15 protein-coding genes are annotated in these 15,121 nt (G+C 60.2%); 7 read left to right on the forward strand and 8 right to left on the reverse strand.

Annotation, left to right across the window (positions count from 1 at the left end; genetic code table 11):
* The first annotated feature begins 33 nt into the window (after positions 1-33).
* Positions 34-1,623, forward strand: a complete 1,590-nt coding sequence (locus tag GC425_RS09375; RefSeq protein ID WP_151844839.1) for an ATP-binding protein — start codon at positions 34-36, stop codon at positions 1,621-1,623.
* An 18-nt stretch (positions 1,624-1,641) separates the two neighbouring features.
* Here the strand turns inward: GC425_RS09375 and katG are convergent, their stop codons facing one another.
* Both katG and GC425_RS09385 read right to left on the reverse strand, forming a co-directional pair.
* Positions 1,642-3,849, reverse strand: coding sequence for a catalase/peroxidase HPI (katG, locus tag GC425_RS09380; protein ID WP_151844840.1), 2,208 nt, complete (start codon positions 3,847-3,849; stop codon positions 1,642-1,644).
* 230 nt (positions 3,850-4,079) lie between these two features.
* Complete coding sequence (locus GC425_RS09385) at positions 4,080-4,442, reverse strand: DoxX family protein (protein ID WP_151844841.1); 363 nt, start codon at positions 4,440-4,442, stop codon at positions 4,080-4,082.
* Between the two features lie 325 nt (positions 4,443-4,767).
* Between GC425_RS09385 and GC425_RS09390 the strand changes: the two genes are divergently transcribed.
* Together GC425_RS09390 and GC425_RS09395 are read left to right on the forward strand one after the other, a co-directional pair.
* Positions 4,768-5,337 (forward strand): DUF6230 family protein, encoded by a 570-nt coding sequence (locus GC425_RS09390; protein ID WP_151844842.1) that lies wholly within the window; start codon positions 4,768-4,770, stop codon positions 5,335-5,337.
* Position 5,338: 1 nt separating this feature from the next.
* Complete coding sequence (locus GC425_RS09395) at positions 5,339-6,643, forward strand: DUF6114 domain-containing protein (protein WP_151844843.1); 1,305 nt, start codon at positions 5,339-5,341, stop codon at positions 6,641-6,643.
* 3 nt (positions 6,644-6,646) lie between these two features.
* Here the strand turns inward: GC425_RS09395 and pabB are convergent, their stop codons facing one another.
* Positions 6,647-8,176: an aminodeoxychorismate synthase component I gene (gene pabB / locus GC425_RS09400; protein ID WP_151844844.1), complete on the reverse strand. Its 1,530-nt coding sequence runs from the start codon at positions 8,174-8,176 to the stop codon at positions 6,647-6,649.
* 73 nt (positions 8,177-8,249) lie between these two features.
* Complete coding sequence (locus GC425_RS09405) at positions 8,250-9,656, reverse strand: hypothetical protein (protein WP_192930438.1); 1,407 nt, start codon at positions 9,654-9,656, stop codon at positions 8,250-8,252.
* 93 nt (positions 9,657-9,749) lie between these two features.
* Here GC425_RS09405 and GC425_RS09410 point away from each other — a divergent pair, with 93 nt between their 5' ends.
* Both GC425_RS09410 and GC425_RS09415 read left to right on the forward strand, forming a co-directional pair.
* Complete coding sequence (locus GC425_RS09410; protein ID WP_187767919.1) at positions 9,750-10,304, forward strand: peptidylprolyl isomerase; 555 nt, start codon at positions 9,750-9,752, stop codon at positions 10,302-10,304.
* Positions 10,305-10,434: 130 nt separating this feature from the next.
* Positions 10,435-11,328: a rhomboid family intramembrane serine protease gene (locus GC425_RS09415; RefSeq protein ID WP_192930439.1), complete on the forward strand. Its 894-nt coding sequence runs from the start codon at positions 10,435-10,437 to the stop codon at positions 11,326-11,328.
* 47 nt (positions 11,329-11,375) lie between these two features.
* Here the strand turns inward: GC425_RS09415 and crgA are convergent, their stop codons facing one another.
* Entirely contained in the window at positions 11,376-11,648 is a 273-nt protein-coding gene (crgA, locus tag GC425_RS09420) for a cell division protein CrgA (protein WP_151842795.1), read from the reverse strand.
* A gap of 78 nt (positions 11,649-11,726) precedes the next feature.
* On the opposite strand from crgA, the gene GC425_RS09425 reads away from it, so the two are divergent.
* On the forward strand, positions 11,727-12,416 hold the full coding sequence (locus GC425_RS09425) for an aminodeoxychorismate/anthranilate synthase component II (RefSeq protein WP_151844846.1): 690 nt from the start codon (positions 11,727-11,729) through the stop codon (positions 12,414-12,416).
* 16 nt (positions 12,417-12,432) lie between these two features.
* On the opposite strand, the gene GC425_RS09430 is transcribed toward GC425_RS09425, so the two are convergent.
* The 3 genes from GC425_RS09430 to GC425_RS09440 are packed head-to-tail and all read right to left on the reverse strand — an operon-like array spanning position 12,433 to position 14,517.
* Positions 12,433-13,047, reverse strand: a complete 615-nt coding sequence (locus GC425_RS09430) for a hypothetical protein (protein WP_151844847.1) — start codon at positions 13,045-13,047, stop codon at positions 12,433-12,435.
* 21 nt (positions 13,048-13,068) lie between these two features.
* Positions 13,069-14,037, reverse strand: a complete 969-nt coding sequence (locus GC425_RS09435) for a universal stress protein (protein ID WP_151842792.1) — start codon at positions 14,035-14,037, stop codon at positions 13,069-13,071.
* Positions 14,038-14,052: 15 nt separating this feature from the next.
* Entirely contained in the window at positions 14,053-14,517 is a 465-nt protein-coding gene (locus GC425_RS09440; RefSeq protein ID WP_151842791.1) for a MarR family winged helix-turn-helix transcriptional regulator, read from the reverse strand.
* Positions 14,518-14,762: 245 nt separating this feature from the next.
* Here GC425_RS09440 and GC425_RS09975 point away from each other — a divergent pair, with 245 nt between their 5' ends.
* Entirely contained in the window at positions 14,763-15,092 is a 330-nt protein-coding gene (locus GC425_RS09975) for a DUF5318 family protein (protein ID WP_374707650.1), read from the forward strand.
* Positions 15,093-15,121 lie beyond the last annotated feature (29 nt).

Consider the following 15,121-nt stretch of genomic DNA (forward strand, 5'->3'; position numbering starts at 1 on the left):
AACTTTCACACTGTGACAGTATAATGAGTAAGTATGGCAGCCAAGATAATCCGATCGGATCAATTGCTCGAGCTTCTGGAGGGGCTCCGCGCCCACGGTGGCGATCGCGCCGACGTGGAAGTGAAGCGGGCGCAGGGCGGGTTGCCCAAGAATTTACCTGCCACTACCTGCGCTTTTGCCAATATGCCCGAAGGTGGCACGATCATTCTTGGTGTGGATGAGCGCACTAATTTTTCCATCACAGGGGTGGATAATCCTGCGGACATGGAAGCGGCAGTTGCAAGTCAAACTCATAAAACTGTGGTGCCAGCTCCGGTCATTGACATTCACACTGTGACAGTATCCGGTGTATCGGTAGTCATTGTGCATGTCAATGGCCTGGGAGCGGTGGATAAGCCCGCGCGTTACAAGGGTGTGGCCTATCTGCGCCAAGCAGACGGAGACTATGCCATTCCAGAACCTGAGCTGAGAATGATAGAGGTCGCAAAGCTGCACGCTTCTGAAGAGGCGATGTATGATTCCCGGCCTGTGCCTCTGAGCAGCGTCGACGATCTTAATCCAGCGGTGCTGAAGCGCTTCATCCCTGACATTAAAAGCTCCATTGAGCAGTTGTCGCGCGAAGACGATGAGTCGGTGCTGCGCCTCATCAAAGCCATAACTCCCGATGGTGAACTCACACTCGCAGGGCTGTACGGTCTGGGAACATTTCCGCAGGGCGAGTATCCGGCGTTAGCAGTGACAGCCGCTGTGCGGCACAGAACTGGAGAGGCAGCTCGCACATCAAACTTGAAAACGTTCCATGGTTCTGTGAGCGAATTGCTGAGCCAGACCATGAATTGGATTTCTCGAAACATCACCACGCGACAGGTTTACCGAGCCGATGGGCACATGGTTGATGAGCCAGAGATCCCGTTGCACGCCATCCGCGAGGCCGTGTCCAATGCCTTGATTCACCGTGACTTGGGGCCGAACACCGTGGAACTGGGTAAGTCCATTGACGTTCGGCTGCTGCCAGATCGCTTAACCATTAGCAGCCCCGGTGGCCTGAAAGCGCTGTCCACATCTCAGCTAGAAAGCAGGGAGTTTACGCGCGTTGAGGTCAACCAACGCCTGTACAGGATCGCCAAGGAGCTCGTGGATGATCGTGGCCGCCGCATCATCGAGGGCGAAGGCGGTGGAGTGCGGGCCATGTTTGCTGCCATGGAAGACGCTGGCTTGCCTCGCCCAAAAATCACCGACACAGGCGTGAAGGTGACCGTCGAATTCTTCCGTGTCGATGTCCCTCGCCGACGCGCGACGACGCCATCCAACCCAGCATCCACCTGGACAGAGCCGACGGGTACCACGTCCCGTCAAGCGCAAGATCCCCGGCCGCGATCGGATCAGGCACAATCTGGCCAGCTGCACTATGGAATGGCAAAGAACTCACCGGCAATCCTGGCAGCGGCGCGCACGTTGCCGCGCGAGTTCACGCTGCGGGAGCTTGCGCACCAAGCCGGATTGAAGGAAAACCAGGTGCGCTACGCGCTTAAACCACTGTTGGCCGCTGGCGCGATCATTCGGCACGGCGGCCAGGGCCACCGCACGACAACGTACGAGCTGGCCCCGGAGGCACAGGCCTAGCAGCCTTCTCGCAGATTCCTAGCGGTGAAGGTCGAAGCGGTCTGCTTCCATGACCTTGACCCATGCCGCCACGAAGTCCTCGAGGAACTTGTCAGCGGCATCGTCCGCGCCGTAGACCTCCGCGATGGCACGCAATTCGGAGTTAGCGCCGAAGACCAGATCCACGCGGGTACCCGTGTAGGTAGTACCGTCCGCAGTTGTACCTTCGTAGCGGGCGTTAGACTCTGGGGCACCATCGTCCACGCGGGTCCAGGTGGTGTCAATGTCCAACAAGTTCACGAAGAAGTCGTTGCTCAGCTGGCCAGGGTTGCTGGTGAACACGCCATCGGCAGAGCCATCGTGGTTTGTGCCCAGCACACGCAGGCCACCGACCAGCACCGTCATCTCCGGAACAGTAAGGTTCAACAACGCAGCGCGGTCAATCAGCAGGTGCTCCGCAGGCAGGGCGGACTTACCGCTGTTGTAGTTACGGAAACCATCGGCGATGGGCTCCATGTACTTGAAGGACTGCTCGTCCGTCTGCTCCTGGGTAGCGTCACCACGACCCGGAGTGAACGGCACAGTAATGGAGTGGCCAGCTGCCTTGGCAGCTAGCTCCACACCCACGCCACCAGCCAGGACCAACAGGTCTGCGAAGGACACGTCCACGCCGGCGTCGTTCTGAATAGCCTCCAGCTTGTCCAGCACGGTCGCCAGCTCCTCCGGCTTATTGACCTCCCAATCCTTCTGAGGGGCCAAACGCAGGCGCGCACCGTTAGCGCCACCGCGGAAGTCCGTGATGCGGAAGGAGGACGCCGCAGCCCACGCCGTGGTCACCAACTCGCCAATCGTTACGGTGGACTCATCCACAGCGCGAGCGATCGCCTCCTTCAACTGGGCCACTTGATCCTCGGAAGGAACGTGTGCCGGTGGGTTCACAGGATCCTGCCAGTCGAACTCGTCCTCAGGAATTTCCGGTCCAACGTAGCGTGCCTTCGGACCCAAGTCGCGGTGGATCAGCTTGAACCACGCGCGGGCGAACGCATCCGTGAACGCCGCCTGGTCGTCCTTGAAACGGCGAGAAATCTTGTCGTACTCAGGGTCGTAGCGCAACGCCAAATCGCTGGTCAGCATGCGTGGCTCAATGCGGCCGTCACCGTGAGCCATCGGCACCATATCGGAGCCGCCACCATCAATGGGGCGCCACTGCTTCGCGCCGGCCTTGGACTCCATCAGCTCCCACTCGTAGCCGTAGAGAATGTGGAAGAACTCATTGTCCCAACGGGTGGGGTGGTAGGTCCACGTCACCTCTGGGCCGCCGCCCATGGTGTCATTGCCCACCGGGCCACGCCAGCCGATGCCCTGGTGCTCCAGCGGAGCAGCCTCTGGCTCTGGGCCGATCACATCAGGGGAGTTATTGCCGTGCGTCTTACCGAAGGTGTGTCCACCAGCGATCAGAGCCACGGTCTCTTCGTCATCCATGCTCATGCGCGCAAAAGTCTCGCGAATATCGTGCGCAGAAGCCTTCGGATCAGGATTACCGTCCGGACCTTCAGGGTTGACGTAGATCAGACCCATCTGCACAGCGGCCAGCGGGTTGTCCAGGTCGCGGGTGGAGTCCTCCGTTCCCGAGTAACGGGCGTTGCCCAACCACTCGGACTCCGGGCCCCAGTTCACCTGCTCTGGCTCGTAGGTATCCTCACGGCCACCGGCGAAGCCGAGGGTCGGGAAGCCCATGTCCTCCAGGGCAACGTTACCGGCAAGAACAATCAGGTCAGCCCAAGAAATCTTCTTGCCGTACTTCTTCTTCACCGGCCACAGGATGCGGCGGATGCGGTCAGTCAGAATGTTGTCCGGCCAAGAGTTAATAGGCGCGAAGCGTTGCTGACCCGTGTTAGCGCCACCGCGGCCATCCTGGGCTCGGTAGGTTCCCGCGGAGTGCCATGCCATGCGCACCGCGCCGGGGCCGTAGTTGCCGAAGTCAGCGGGGTAGAAGTCATGGGAGGTCACAAGAGCCTCGCTGATGTCCTTCTTCAACGCCTCGTAATCAATGGACTCGAAGGCAGCCGCGTAATCGAAGTCTTCCTCGAAGGGGCGGCGGGCCGGAGGATTCTGAGCCAGAAGCTGCAGGTTCAGGCGCTCTGGCCACCACTTATGGTTCTCGCTACCGGTGGTAGGGGAGCCGGCCGCCGGGCCGTGCATGACAGGGCACTTGCCTTCGGATGGGGCATTGTTCTGATCGGACATATACTAATCCCTCCTAGGAGACTGGTGTGGGAAAATTCTTCTATGGCGAGGCTCAATGTGGTGACAGCCTCACAGCCTAAGTGTCCGCCAGTCTACGCGTTTTTGTGGACTCGCGACGGGGCTTCAACTTCAGCCGGCCCGATACGGTCCTTAGCGTCCTGATCACACTTCGTTGGTATTCTCCAGGTTTTCCCATCTACTCACACGGAACAAAACCTGGGACACTTCAATTACATTGCTGCCGCATTAAGAATGAGAACGACAGCGCTGAGTGCCGTCATGCCAAGACAATTAACCCAGAATTCCTGCTTGAGGAAACCAGCCCTAATGTGGGCAATGATGGCGAAGATAAAGTATCCAAGTACGCCTGCAGACACTGTTGTCGTGACCGAAGCATCACCGATAGCAGCTCCGGCAATGAGGCCTGCTGCTGCGAGTGACTTGATACCGATGAGGGCCCACCACCAGTCCTTAGGGAAGTTGACGCCACTCAGGCATCGGCTGATGAACTTCGGAGGCCTAATCGACATCAGTGCATCGCCGGCAAGGACCGCGGCCAAGAGGTAGCTGCCACCAATTGCAAGTGAACTCATGTGGGCACCTTTCTCAGAAAAATTCTTAAAGCTAGCTGATCTCCCAGGGGGTAACGTTCTTCTCTAGGGAACGCGATAGTGATCTTACGCTCACAACGGCCAAGCCCTTGGGATCGCATGCTGTGTCCGTCCGATTGTTGAACATGCTTGGCGGTAGCAGTTGCCGTTGCATCTGTAGATCCGCTCCGCGCTGGAGACACTGTGCGCTTCGGCACCATCACAGCACCGCCCCAGCACCACCCGTGCTACCCCTTGTCTGAAAAATTTTGAGAAAAAATCCCCATTTCACACATAAACAAAACCAACAGTAGTACGTTCTTATGCCATGGGTCACATTAAGAAAACTCGATTTGCCGCAATCCTGGGCGTTGGACTGCTCGCCACCGCTGGTACAGGAGTAGCTGTTGCACAGGGCGGACTGTCCGCACACCTGGCATTGTCCAACCAAATCTTCAACCTCCAAGTCAGCCAGATGGACGGCGATAACATCAGTCTGTTCACGGACTCGGACAAAATGCACAATGGAACCGAAGCCATCACGCGCCTGCGCATCAGCAAGGTGAAGGTGAAGGACGTGTGCATGGCCGCACCGATGGACGTTCCGGGAATGGGACACAAAACCTTCCAAATGCAGGTTCCAGGCCAGAACTTCGAGGCAAAGAACCTGGTCATCGGCGCTAAGGACCTGCAGGGTGGCCTGAAGCTGGAGGGTGCACAGATTGGTATTGACACCCACCAGGTCGATTCCAATGCCGCCCCCGGAACCTGGGGTATTGCCGCCAATAAAATCCAGGCCATCAGTCAGAAGATTAAGGTGACTTCCATGGCCGCCGACGAACTCACCGCAGCAGGCGGAAAGATCAAGATTGTCAACGACGAAGACGCTCAGTGCTGATATGGCAGACACCAACAAAGCAGCCCTTAAAAAGCGCAATCGCCGTTTCGCCAGGTGGCGCTCCCGCAGGCCTTTCGCCGGCGGCTTGCTCCAATTAATGGCGGGCATCATTATCCTCACCCCGGCGTATGCGTCCTTTGAGGTGTCCAACTTCATCATTCAGATCTCCGCCATCTCTGGCGTATCCACCATGCTGATCGGCGCGTTGCTGATCGTGTGCGGCCTGTGCTCCTGGTTCACTCCGGACACGCGCATTCTGACCGGTGTAGCGGGAATGCTGCTGGGCATCGTCGCCTTGCCGATGTCCAACATCGGCGGGTTTGTGGTGGGCACGTTGTGCGCCGTCATTGGCTCGGCGTTGGTGCTCTCCTGGACGTCTGCGGATAAATCTCCTCAACCCGACGCCAACAGCGCGCCCCCCGCCGAGGAACCCGAATCGGACGGGGTTGTGCCGGACAGTTCCGGGGCTGACTCGGAGGCTGACTCCGCTGCAACCGTGGACACGGACGCAGCCGTAGACACGAGCACCGATTCCGGCACCTCCTCCGGAAAGTCCCCGGGCCTGCGCGTTCTGGCTCTGCTGACCACCCTGGGACTTGTGGCTGCGCTGGCCGTGGACGGCCGCGATGACTCCGTCGCGGAGGCTCAAGTGAACCTCCCCGCCCTGCCGAGGCCAGAGGACCTCCCGAAGCCAGAGGATCTGCTGCCCCAGAACAACCCAGAACTGGAGAAGCTGCTCCCACCAGCACCGGCGCTGCCTCTGCCGAACGCCAACGAGCTCATTGAGAACCCCCCGATCGACGTAGCACCACCCGAGGATATCCAGGGCGAAATGCCCCTCCAATACGGAACCTACGTCATCCAGACGGACTCAACCGCGCTCAAGGGCAAGGTGCGGATGTCCCTCATCCAACAAAACACTCCCAACGGTCCTGCGCCAGCGTTGCGTATCGACGCGGACAAGGCAGTGTTGGACAACCTTCGAGTACAGATGCCCGGCGTCGGAGGAATAAAGGACATGAACCTGTCCTCCGGCCCAGGCGAGATCACCACCCTGAGCGGCAATTTCCACATTGTGGTGCGGAAGATCACCATCTCCCCGGAACTGGCTGGAGTGCCCACCTTCCCCATCACCATCGACGCCAGCATGACGCCCGAGCAGATCACCCAGCAGCTCGCCCCGATCGGGCTGGGGCTCGGCGAGGAAGTTAGCGACCTGATGGTCATGAAGGACTGCTACATCGACACGTACTTCGTGAAGGCGGACTACCTCGAGGCGCCGCTGTCCAACCGGATCTCGGAGTAGCCGCTACAGCTCCTCGATGCGAGCGCCCAGCGCCTCCAACAGCGCGGACGCCTTCGTCAACGTCTCCTGATACTCCGCCTCCGGATCCGAATCCGTCACGATCGCACCGCCCACACCAAACGTGGACGCCACACCATCATCCACCACCGTGCGAATCGTGATGGACAGATCCCCCGCACCATTCGGCGACAGCCACCCAATCGCGCCCGAATAAAATCCCCTAGCCCGCCGCTCCAGCTGGTCAATAATCTCCATGGTGCGAATCTTCGGCGCGCCCGTCATGGACCCGCCCGGGAAACTCGACGCCAACACATCCACAGCCCCCAGGCCCGCGCGAAGCCGACCCTCGATCGTGGACACCAGCTGGTGCACATGCGAATACGTCTCTACATCGAAAATCTTCGGCACTTGCACGGTTCCCGGCTGGCATACACGCCCCAGATCATTGCGCAGCAAGTCCACAATCATTAGATTCTCCGCGCGATCCTTCACGCTGCGCGCTAGCTCGGCCATCACAGCGCGATCTTCGTCCTCCGACGTCGCCCGCGGCCTCGTGCCCTTAATCGGCTTCGCAGAAACCTGGCCGTCCGGAGTGACCCGCAGGAAACGTTCGGGAGAGGCAGACAGAACACTGAACCCCGGGAAAGACAGAAATGCGCCATAAGGAACCGGGGAGATTGCCCGCAGGCGCACGAAGGCCGCGAGCTCCGGGTGCTCCTGCCCGGCGAAGATCTCCCGAAGGGCAGGGCCGGTGGCCGTGTTCGTCAAGCACACCTCATAGGAATCCCCCGCGGCGATGAAGTTCTGGCACGCCTGGATGCTGCGCAGATACTCCTCATGGGACTGATCGAATACGAAGGAGGCGCCCGGTGAAGACGGTGCCGGCACTGGGGTGTCACGCTGATCGAGAGACAGCTCACGAAGCCGCTGAACCGCCCAGTCCAGCCACATGGTTTGGCGCTGGGTGATGGAAGGCTGGGCGTCGTCCACAAGAACGGCAACCAGCGCACCCTCAGCATCCAAGACCACGGCACGATCAGCGAACAACAGGGCAACGTCGGGAAGATCGGACGTCCGCGCGCCGGGCGAGGCAGGCTGGCCCAGCGCATGATGACGGGCCTCGTAGCCCCACGCACCAAGCCAGCCCAAGGCGAACGGATGCGGCCACTGCTCGGGGATGCGCATCGGGCGAAGGCCAGCGCGCACGCGATCGAAGATGTTGTCCGTGAGCGGGGAATCGCTGGCCTCGGCACAGAACAGGGAACTCAACGGGCCGCCGGTGCCCGCGATGATGGACACGGAGCCGGCCGTGGCGAGGGACGAGTCCAACCACACCGCCGCGTGGCCAGGCTGGCGGGAGAGGCCTTCCGGGAATAGAGCCTGGAGGATCGCGGAGCCGTCGGGGGTTCGGGGTGGTGTGCTTACGCCTGTGGCTGCGCGTGGGTCAGTTGCGCCTGCGCTTGTGCCGGTGAGACCGTCGACACCGTCGACACTGTCGACACGGCGAAAAACGAGGCGCAAGGGGACTGTCATGAGCACATCATGACCCCTTGCGCCTCGCGGAGCAAATTACCTCAGGTGGGAGGTAGCAGCCGGGATGTAGCGACTACTTGTCGTCGGCCTTCTTCGGAGCTGGAGCGCCAGGAGCGCCCGGTGCACCTGGGGCGCCCGGAGCTGGAGCAGCAGGCTTGGAGGCTTGAGGCTTCTGGGCTGGCTTGTCCTCAGCCTTGTCCTGAGCCTTGTTCACAGCGTCCTCTGCCTTGTCCTGGACCTTCTCAGCCGTCTCGGCAGCGGTGTCCTTAGCTTCCTTGGCCTTCTCCTGAGCCTTGTCGGCAGCCTTTTCGATCTTCTCGGATGCGGTCGACGCGGTGGCGGAGGCCTGCTCCTTCACCTTCTCCGCAGCGCCCGTAGCCTTCTTGGAAAAGTCCTGTACCTTCGGGGTGGACTTCGGCGCAGCGTTACCCTTGCGCAGCGTTGCGAACGCCGCACCACCGGCAGCCAACACGGTCAGCAGGACAAATACCCAGCGCCACGCGGTGTTCTTCTGCTGCTTTTTGTTCAGCTTTGCCTGAGCCTTCTGGGCCTTCTTGGACACCTTCTTCTCAGCCTTAGCGAAGCGCTTCTTGCTTGCCTTGGCGTTCTTGCGGGCAGCCTTCTCGGCCTGCTTGCGGGACTTCTTCAGCTCCTTGCGGGACTTCTTCGCGGAGTCCTGAAGGTTCTTCTGAGCATCCGAGGCGAACGCCTGAGCAGACGCAACAGCCGCAGATACGCGTGGTGCCACGTCCTTATCCACGGTCTTCTGAGCATCCTCGCGCAGCTGCTGACCGGCCTTCGATGCCTTCTTGAAGAAGCTCTTAGAACGCGCCGTGAGCTTCTTGTTGGCCTTCTTGGAAGTCTTCTTCGCATCCTTGGAGGACTTCTTCAGTTGAGCCTGAGCGTCAGCGGTGCGCTTGTGGGCGTCGGATACAACCTGGTCAGAGAACTCGCGGGAGTTCTCCGCCACCCCCTGAGCCCGATCCTGGGCAGCAGCGGACAGTTCCTGGAAACGCTGCTTCGCCTGCTTACGGGCATTCTTCAAAGCCTTCTTGTTGGCCTTCTTCTGGGCCTTCACGGCCTTCTTGATCTCGGCCTTCTTATCAGCCTTGGTCAGCGTGGTGGACACGTTGTTCTCCTTAGAGTTGTTGGTGGACGTCTGCGCGGCCGCTTCGTTGCGCTCGGCCTTGGCCTTCTGCGCGCGCTGCTTCTGCTCACGACGGCTAATCTCCGCGATCGCGGCGGCCTTGTTCTTCGCCTCAGCTGCATCGTTTTCTGCAAGGAGGTACTCGGCAATGGCCTTGTTGTGAGCCTTCGACCCGGCGAGGACCGCCTGGCGTCGTGGGTCATCGGGGGAGGAGGATCGGAGCTCGACGAGGGCGTCGTACTCCCGACGATCCTTGTCTTTCTTGCGCTTACCCATCGCCGAACGTGCAGTGGACGCAGCGTTGAGTGCCATGCGCAGGGTTGCTGGGTTCATGAAGAACTACCGCCTTTGATCGCTGTGAATGTCTTATTTTGTGACTATTTCTCTATACGATCTTAGAGAAAACTAGACCACGGCGTGGGCGATATGGCTGGAAAGTGCGTACAATCGGACAACGTGAGTATTAAAACTGCAACAGCAATCATGCACACCAACCAGGGCGATATCAAGATCGACCTGTTCGGAAACCACGCCCCTGTCACCGTCGAGAACTTCGTTGGCCTGGCACAGGGCACCAAGGATTACTCCGAAGCCAACGCTTCCGGAACCAACGAAGGCCCGTTCTACGATGGCGCAATCTTCCACCGCATCATCGACGGCTTCATGATCCAGGGCGGCGACCCAACCGGCACCGGCCGTGGTGGTCCGGGCTACCGTTTTGAGGATGAGTTCCACCCAGAGCTGCAGTTCGACCGCCCATTCCTGCTGGCTATGGCCAATGCTGGTCCGGCAACGAATGGTTCCCAGTTCTTCATTACCGTGACGGCTACGCCTCACTTGAACAACCGCCACACCATTTTCGGTGAGGTCACGGACTCTGAGTCTCAGAAGGTTGTGGCGAAGATTTCCCGTGTGGCAACCGACCGTATGGACCGCCCGCACGATGACGTGGTGATCGAGTCTATCGAGATCCAGGAGTAGTTCTTCCCACTACCCCTTCACACATTGTTCGACCATAACGCCAGATTTTCCACGAAATCTGGCGTTATGGTCGAACTTTTTTGGGCGTGCGGGTGCGGAGTGCAGCAGCACACTAGCTAGGATGAGATTTATGCCGCAGTCGACCCCTGAGCACAGCCCAAACACCCCGGACTCCCCGGACGGTCAGCATGGTTCACACACCGTGCATGGCTCGAACACCCCGGACACACCGGACGCCCCGAGTACCCTCCAGCGCACCCGGACCACTGTCCGCACCCTCGTGAAGGAAGCCCCCGTAACCTGGACTTTCCTTTTCCTGTGCCTGGGCGTGTACCTGGTGATGCTGGTGCAGTCCCGAAGCCTCACCGATACCATGGGCGGCTTCAGCTACGTCACTGATCAGTACGGCCACTATGTGAGGATGCTGGATCACGGCATCGGTTGGGATCTGATCTTCGCGTCCATTTCTGTGACCAAGGATCACGAGTGGTGGCGGATCTTCACCGCGTCTGTGGTTCACCTGGACGTTTTTCACCTGATGATGAACTCACTGATGATCTTCCTTCTGGGCAAGGAAGTGGAGAAAACCTATGGCGGTTTTGCGATGCTCTGCGCCATCGTGGCCGGTGCTGCTGGCGGATCGTTGGCCTGCATGTACGGCGCGCCGAACACTCCGGTGGGCGGCGCGTCCACCGTGGCGTACGCGTTATGTGCCCTGTTGGTTGCGGTGAGTGCGCAGACTCGTCAGCCTCTCAGCAGTCCGATGGCGCTTATCGGGGTGAACTTGGGCTTTTCGTTGTCGATCCCCGGGGTGTCTTTGTGGGGTCACCTGGGCGGCTTGGCCGCCGGCGTGGTCTTGGCGCTGATCTTTTATGACCACCACGCTCGCGTGCCAACGGTCTGGCTGTCCATCGCCAAGACGGCCTTCATCAAGGGGTCGCCGGTGCGACTGGCGTTGGCAACGCTGGCGACAGTAACGGTGTCCGTTGCCGCGGTGTATGTGGGTCTGAACGGGCTGTATTAGCTGGATCAATAGCCCAGCTACTCACAGCCCAACCATTGACAGCCCAGTTACTTCCATCCCATCGTCATCAACAGCCCCACGATCAGCAGCGCGAAGCCGATGAGGTAGTTCCAGGCGCCGAGGTTGGCCATGAAGTCGATGGAGGGTCCTGCCAGGTAGTTGACCACCAGCCATGCCAGGCCGAGGATCATGAGTCCCAGCATGAGGACGATGTACCACCGTGGGGTTCCGGTGGCGTTGAGTTTTACGGGGGTGCGGCTGGTGGTGCCTGCGGGTGCGGTGTAGTTGCTTGCGCCGCTGTTAATCTTTTGCTTTGGCATGAAGACCTCTTCTACAGTTCAGCCGGTTTGTCTACCCAGCGATTCTAGCAGTTCAGGCAACGCGCTAAAATCAGGCTCATGCGCATTCTTGTCATCGACAACTTCGATAGCTTTGTTTATAACCTGGTTCAGTACATTGGCCAGCTGGGTTTCGCTGGCGATGAGTGCACTGTGGTGCGCAATAATGCTGCGGAGTTGGGGGAGACCACGGAGGAGCTGGAGGCGTTTGTCTCCCAGTTCCAGGCGTTGTTGTTGTCTCCGGGTCCGGGTGAGCCTGCGGCCGCTGGTCGCATGATGGCCGCTATTGAGATTGCGGTGCGCCGGGGGATTCCTACGTTTGGGGTGTGCTTGGGTCACCAGGCGATTGGCCTTCATTTCGGGGCGGATGTGGTGCGCGCGGATGAGTTGTTCCATGGCAAGACGTCGCCGGTGGAGCATGATGGTTCGGGTGTGTTGCGGGGGATTCCTAGTCCGTTTCGGGTGACGCGGTACCATTCGCTGACGGTGGATCCGGCGACTGTTCCGCCGGAGTTGGTGGTCACCGCGCGTTCTGATTCTGGGATGATCATGGCGATGCGTCACCGTGATCTGCCGATCCATTCTGTGCAGTTCCATCCTGAGTCCGTGATGACTCAATATGGTCACCGGATGCTGGCGACGTGGTTATCCGACGCCGGGTTCCAGGTTGATGAAGCCCTCGTTGACCGTTTGGTGGCTGACCAGTTGGCGGTCACTGGCGTGATTAGTGCTGAAGCGTCGATGCTGTAACGCGGCAGTTCTGTCTCTAGTGCCCGAGGAGCAGTAGGCTTCCGGTGCCGGTGATCCATGCGAGTGCAAAGGGCATGGACAGCCAGACGACTGCGATCCACCACCGCCAGCGCTGCTGGGTTCGCCACTTGTAGTAGGTGATGTAACCGGCGAGGAACACGCTGCCCATGGCCACGAGGCCGGGCAGGAGGCTGAACCAGATTTGGGCGCCGCGGCTGCAGAGCCATTGGGCGTCGCCGGCTTCGCAGAGCGGTCCGCCGGTGGCGCGTGAGACCACCAGCACGATCCCCGCGAGGGCGAAGACCACAATGGGGACGGTGAAGAAGTAGATGAAGGCTTGGCGCGTGGAGCGCTGGTTGCGCTGTTCTTGTTCTGCGGCGGTCAGGCCTGCGGGGCGAGTGGAACTTCCCGAACCCCTGCTGCCTGCGGCCGTGTTGCCCGCGTTGCCACTGTGTTCGCTACCGTCCCGGCCGCCGCGACCACCGCGACCGCGGCCGTGCTGCTGTGGGAAGTTTTCGTCCAGCCCGATCTCGTAGGGCGATGGTACTGGTGGTGATTGTGGTTGGGACGCCCGGGATTGAGACTGTGGCCGGTGAGCGGACGGGTCAGAGGATTCAGGGTCGGTAGACATCACTGTTCACTTCTACCCGGTTTACACCGGGCTGATCAAGACGGGGACCTGGCTGTGGCGCAGGATTTGATTGGTGGAGGGGCCGATGAAAACTCGGTTGAACTCGCCCAACGTGGACGAGCCCATGACCAGAAGGTCACCCTTCTTCCATTTGAGTGCATTGATTGCCCCGGACCATCCGTAGCCGCTGCCGGTGGCGGTTTCGACAGTGAGGTGGCTGTGACGGGCCAGCGCCCGGTCGCGTCCCCGGTCCAGGAGCGCCAGGGCCTGTTCACGCCATTCCACCATCATGTCCGAGGAGCTATCGAAGCGAACTTGGGTGGGGTACATGGTGGCACCCCGAGGCGTGAAAGCTACGAGTCTGAGGGGTACGTTCCACCGGGCGGCCAGGTCGGCCGCGTTGCGCAGCGCCTGATGTGATTGGTCCGTGTCCACGTAGCAACAGTTCACCCGGGTCACGCCGCGCTTGGAGAGCCGGGGCGCTTTCGGCGCGAGCAGCAACGGGTAGGGGGAGCAGTGCAACAGGGCGTCGGCAGTGGAGCCGATGCGGAATTGCCCACGGGGTGCGGACGGGTGAGATCCGATGACCATGGCATCGGCGCCGAAGTCCTTCGCGGAGGTGATGAGCTGCTGGGTCTCGGAGTGATCCACAGACACCATGGCGGGCGTCTCGGCGTCAACCATGGAGCCGGGGAGCCCGGCGTCGTGCAGCGCTCGGGCGCTTGCGTCGGCACACGCCTGGGTTTCTTTGCTCAGCCATCGCTGATACGCGGTGTGCTCTTGGGAACCCGGTTGCTCGGACCACGTGCGGGAGATGACGGTGGCCGAGCGCACGCTGAGCTGTTCTGTCCGCGCCAGCCAGGCAACAACCTGCGCGGATTCGTCCCCGGGAGAGTCGGGCCGCCATGTCATGAGGACACGCAGTGGCCGACGCTGCCGGGTGGACTCAGCCGCGCTGTGCGCCGAGGGCTGGGAGGAGTGTTTGCTCATGCGGAGCCTAGCGGCCTACTTGGATTCCTGCTTGCTCTTGCTCTGGTGCTCGGTGAAGCGGGTCAGCAGGGTCTCGATCAGCGGAACCAGCTGCTCTGCCTGCTCCAGTTCTTCCGGCTGCAGGGTTTCCAGCATGGTCGCGAGCTGCTCGCTGCGCTCAACGGCCAAGTTGTTCAGCTCTGCGCGACCGCGGTCCGTGAGGTCCACGCGCACACCGCGGCGGTCACTCACGTCGCGAATGCGGGTGACCAGGTCCATGTTCTCGAGCTGGTTCACCGCATTGGAGGCGGTAGGCATACGGATGGATTCAGCGGTTGCAATCTGGTTGATGCGCATCGCGCCGTTTTCCTGAAGGATCATCAGGATGGACAGCTGTGCCTGGCTGATCTGCGAGTTGATCGTCTGACGGAAGTAGAGCAGGTACAGACGAAGCAGAGCGGGGCGTAGTCGCGTTGCGATCTCCAAAGGTGTGGTGGCCATAAAACTAAACTACCTCAAGTTTTCTCATGATACTAACTAATAACGTTCTACCACTATTTTTGACATAATGCTGAACTGGCAGGCCAGAAGCCTAAGAATATCTTAGGGAGGGGACGATAATGAGCAGATCATGCGCCACAGTACCGTTGCTACCTGAATTGCTGTCCGACCGCGCGCGCCGGGCGTTAACGATCCACCATGTAGGCCATGACGTAGGACGTGCCAGGGTTCTGCGCCAGCTGCGGATGGGTGAGCTTCGGCGTCGGGATATATGCGACGCCAAGCCCCACCTCCTTCACTCCGCTGACGTTCTAGGCGACGCACTGGCGGGGGCATGTCCCGTCTGCGGGCGGCACAGGCTGCGCATGATTCGGTGGATTCATGGCGTTGTGTTGGGGGAAAAGTCAGGAACAGCGCGTAATGTAAGAGAAATACGCAGCGTGGTTGATACCTTCCTGGATGAGGCGGATGGATCCGCGGACAGTCAGGAAATGTCCATCCACACTGTGGAAGTGTGTCTGGGCTGCAAGTGGAATTACCTCCTAGCGGAGGATATTCTACGAGTTCAGCAGTGACATATTTCTCACCGCTTCACACCTGAAAC

The sequence above is a fragment of the Corynebacterium sp. zg254 genome (assembly GCF_024701495.1).
Lineage (GTDB): Bacteria > Actinomycetota > Actinomycetes > Mycobacteriales > Mycobacteriaceae > Corynebacterium > Corynebacterium zhongnanshanii.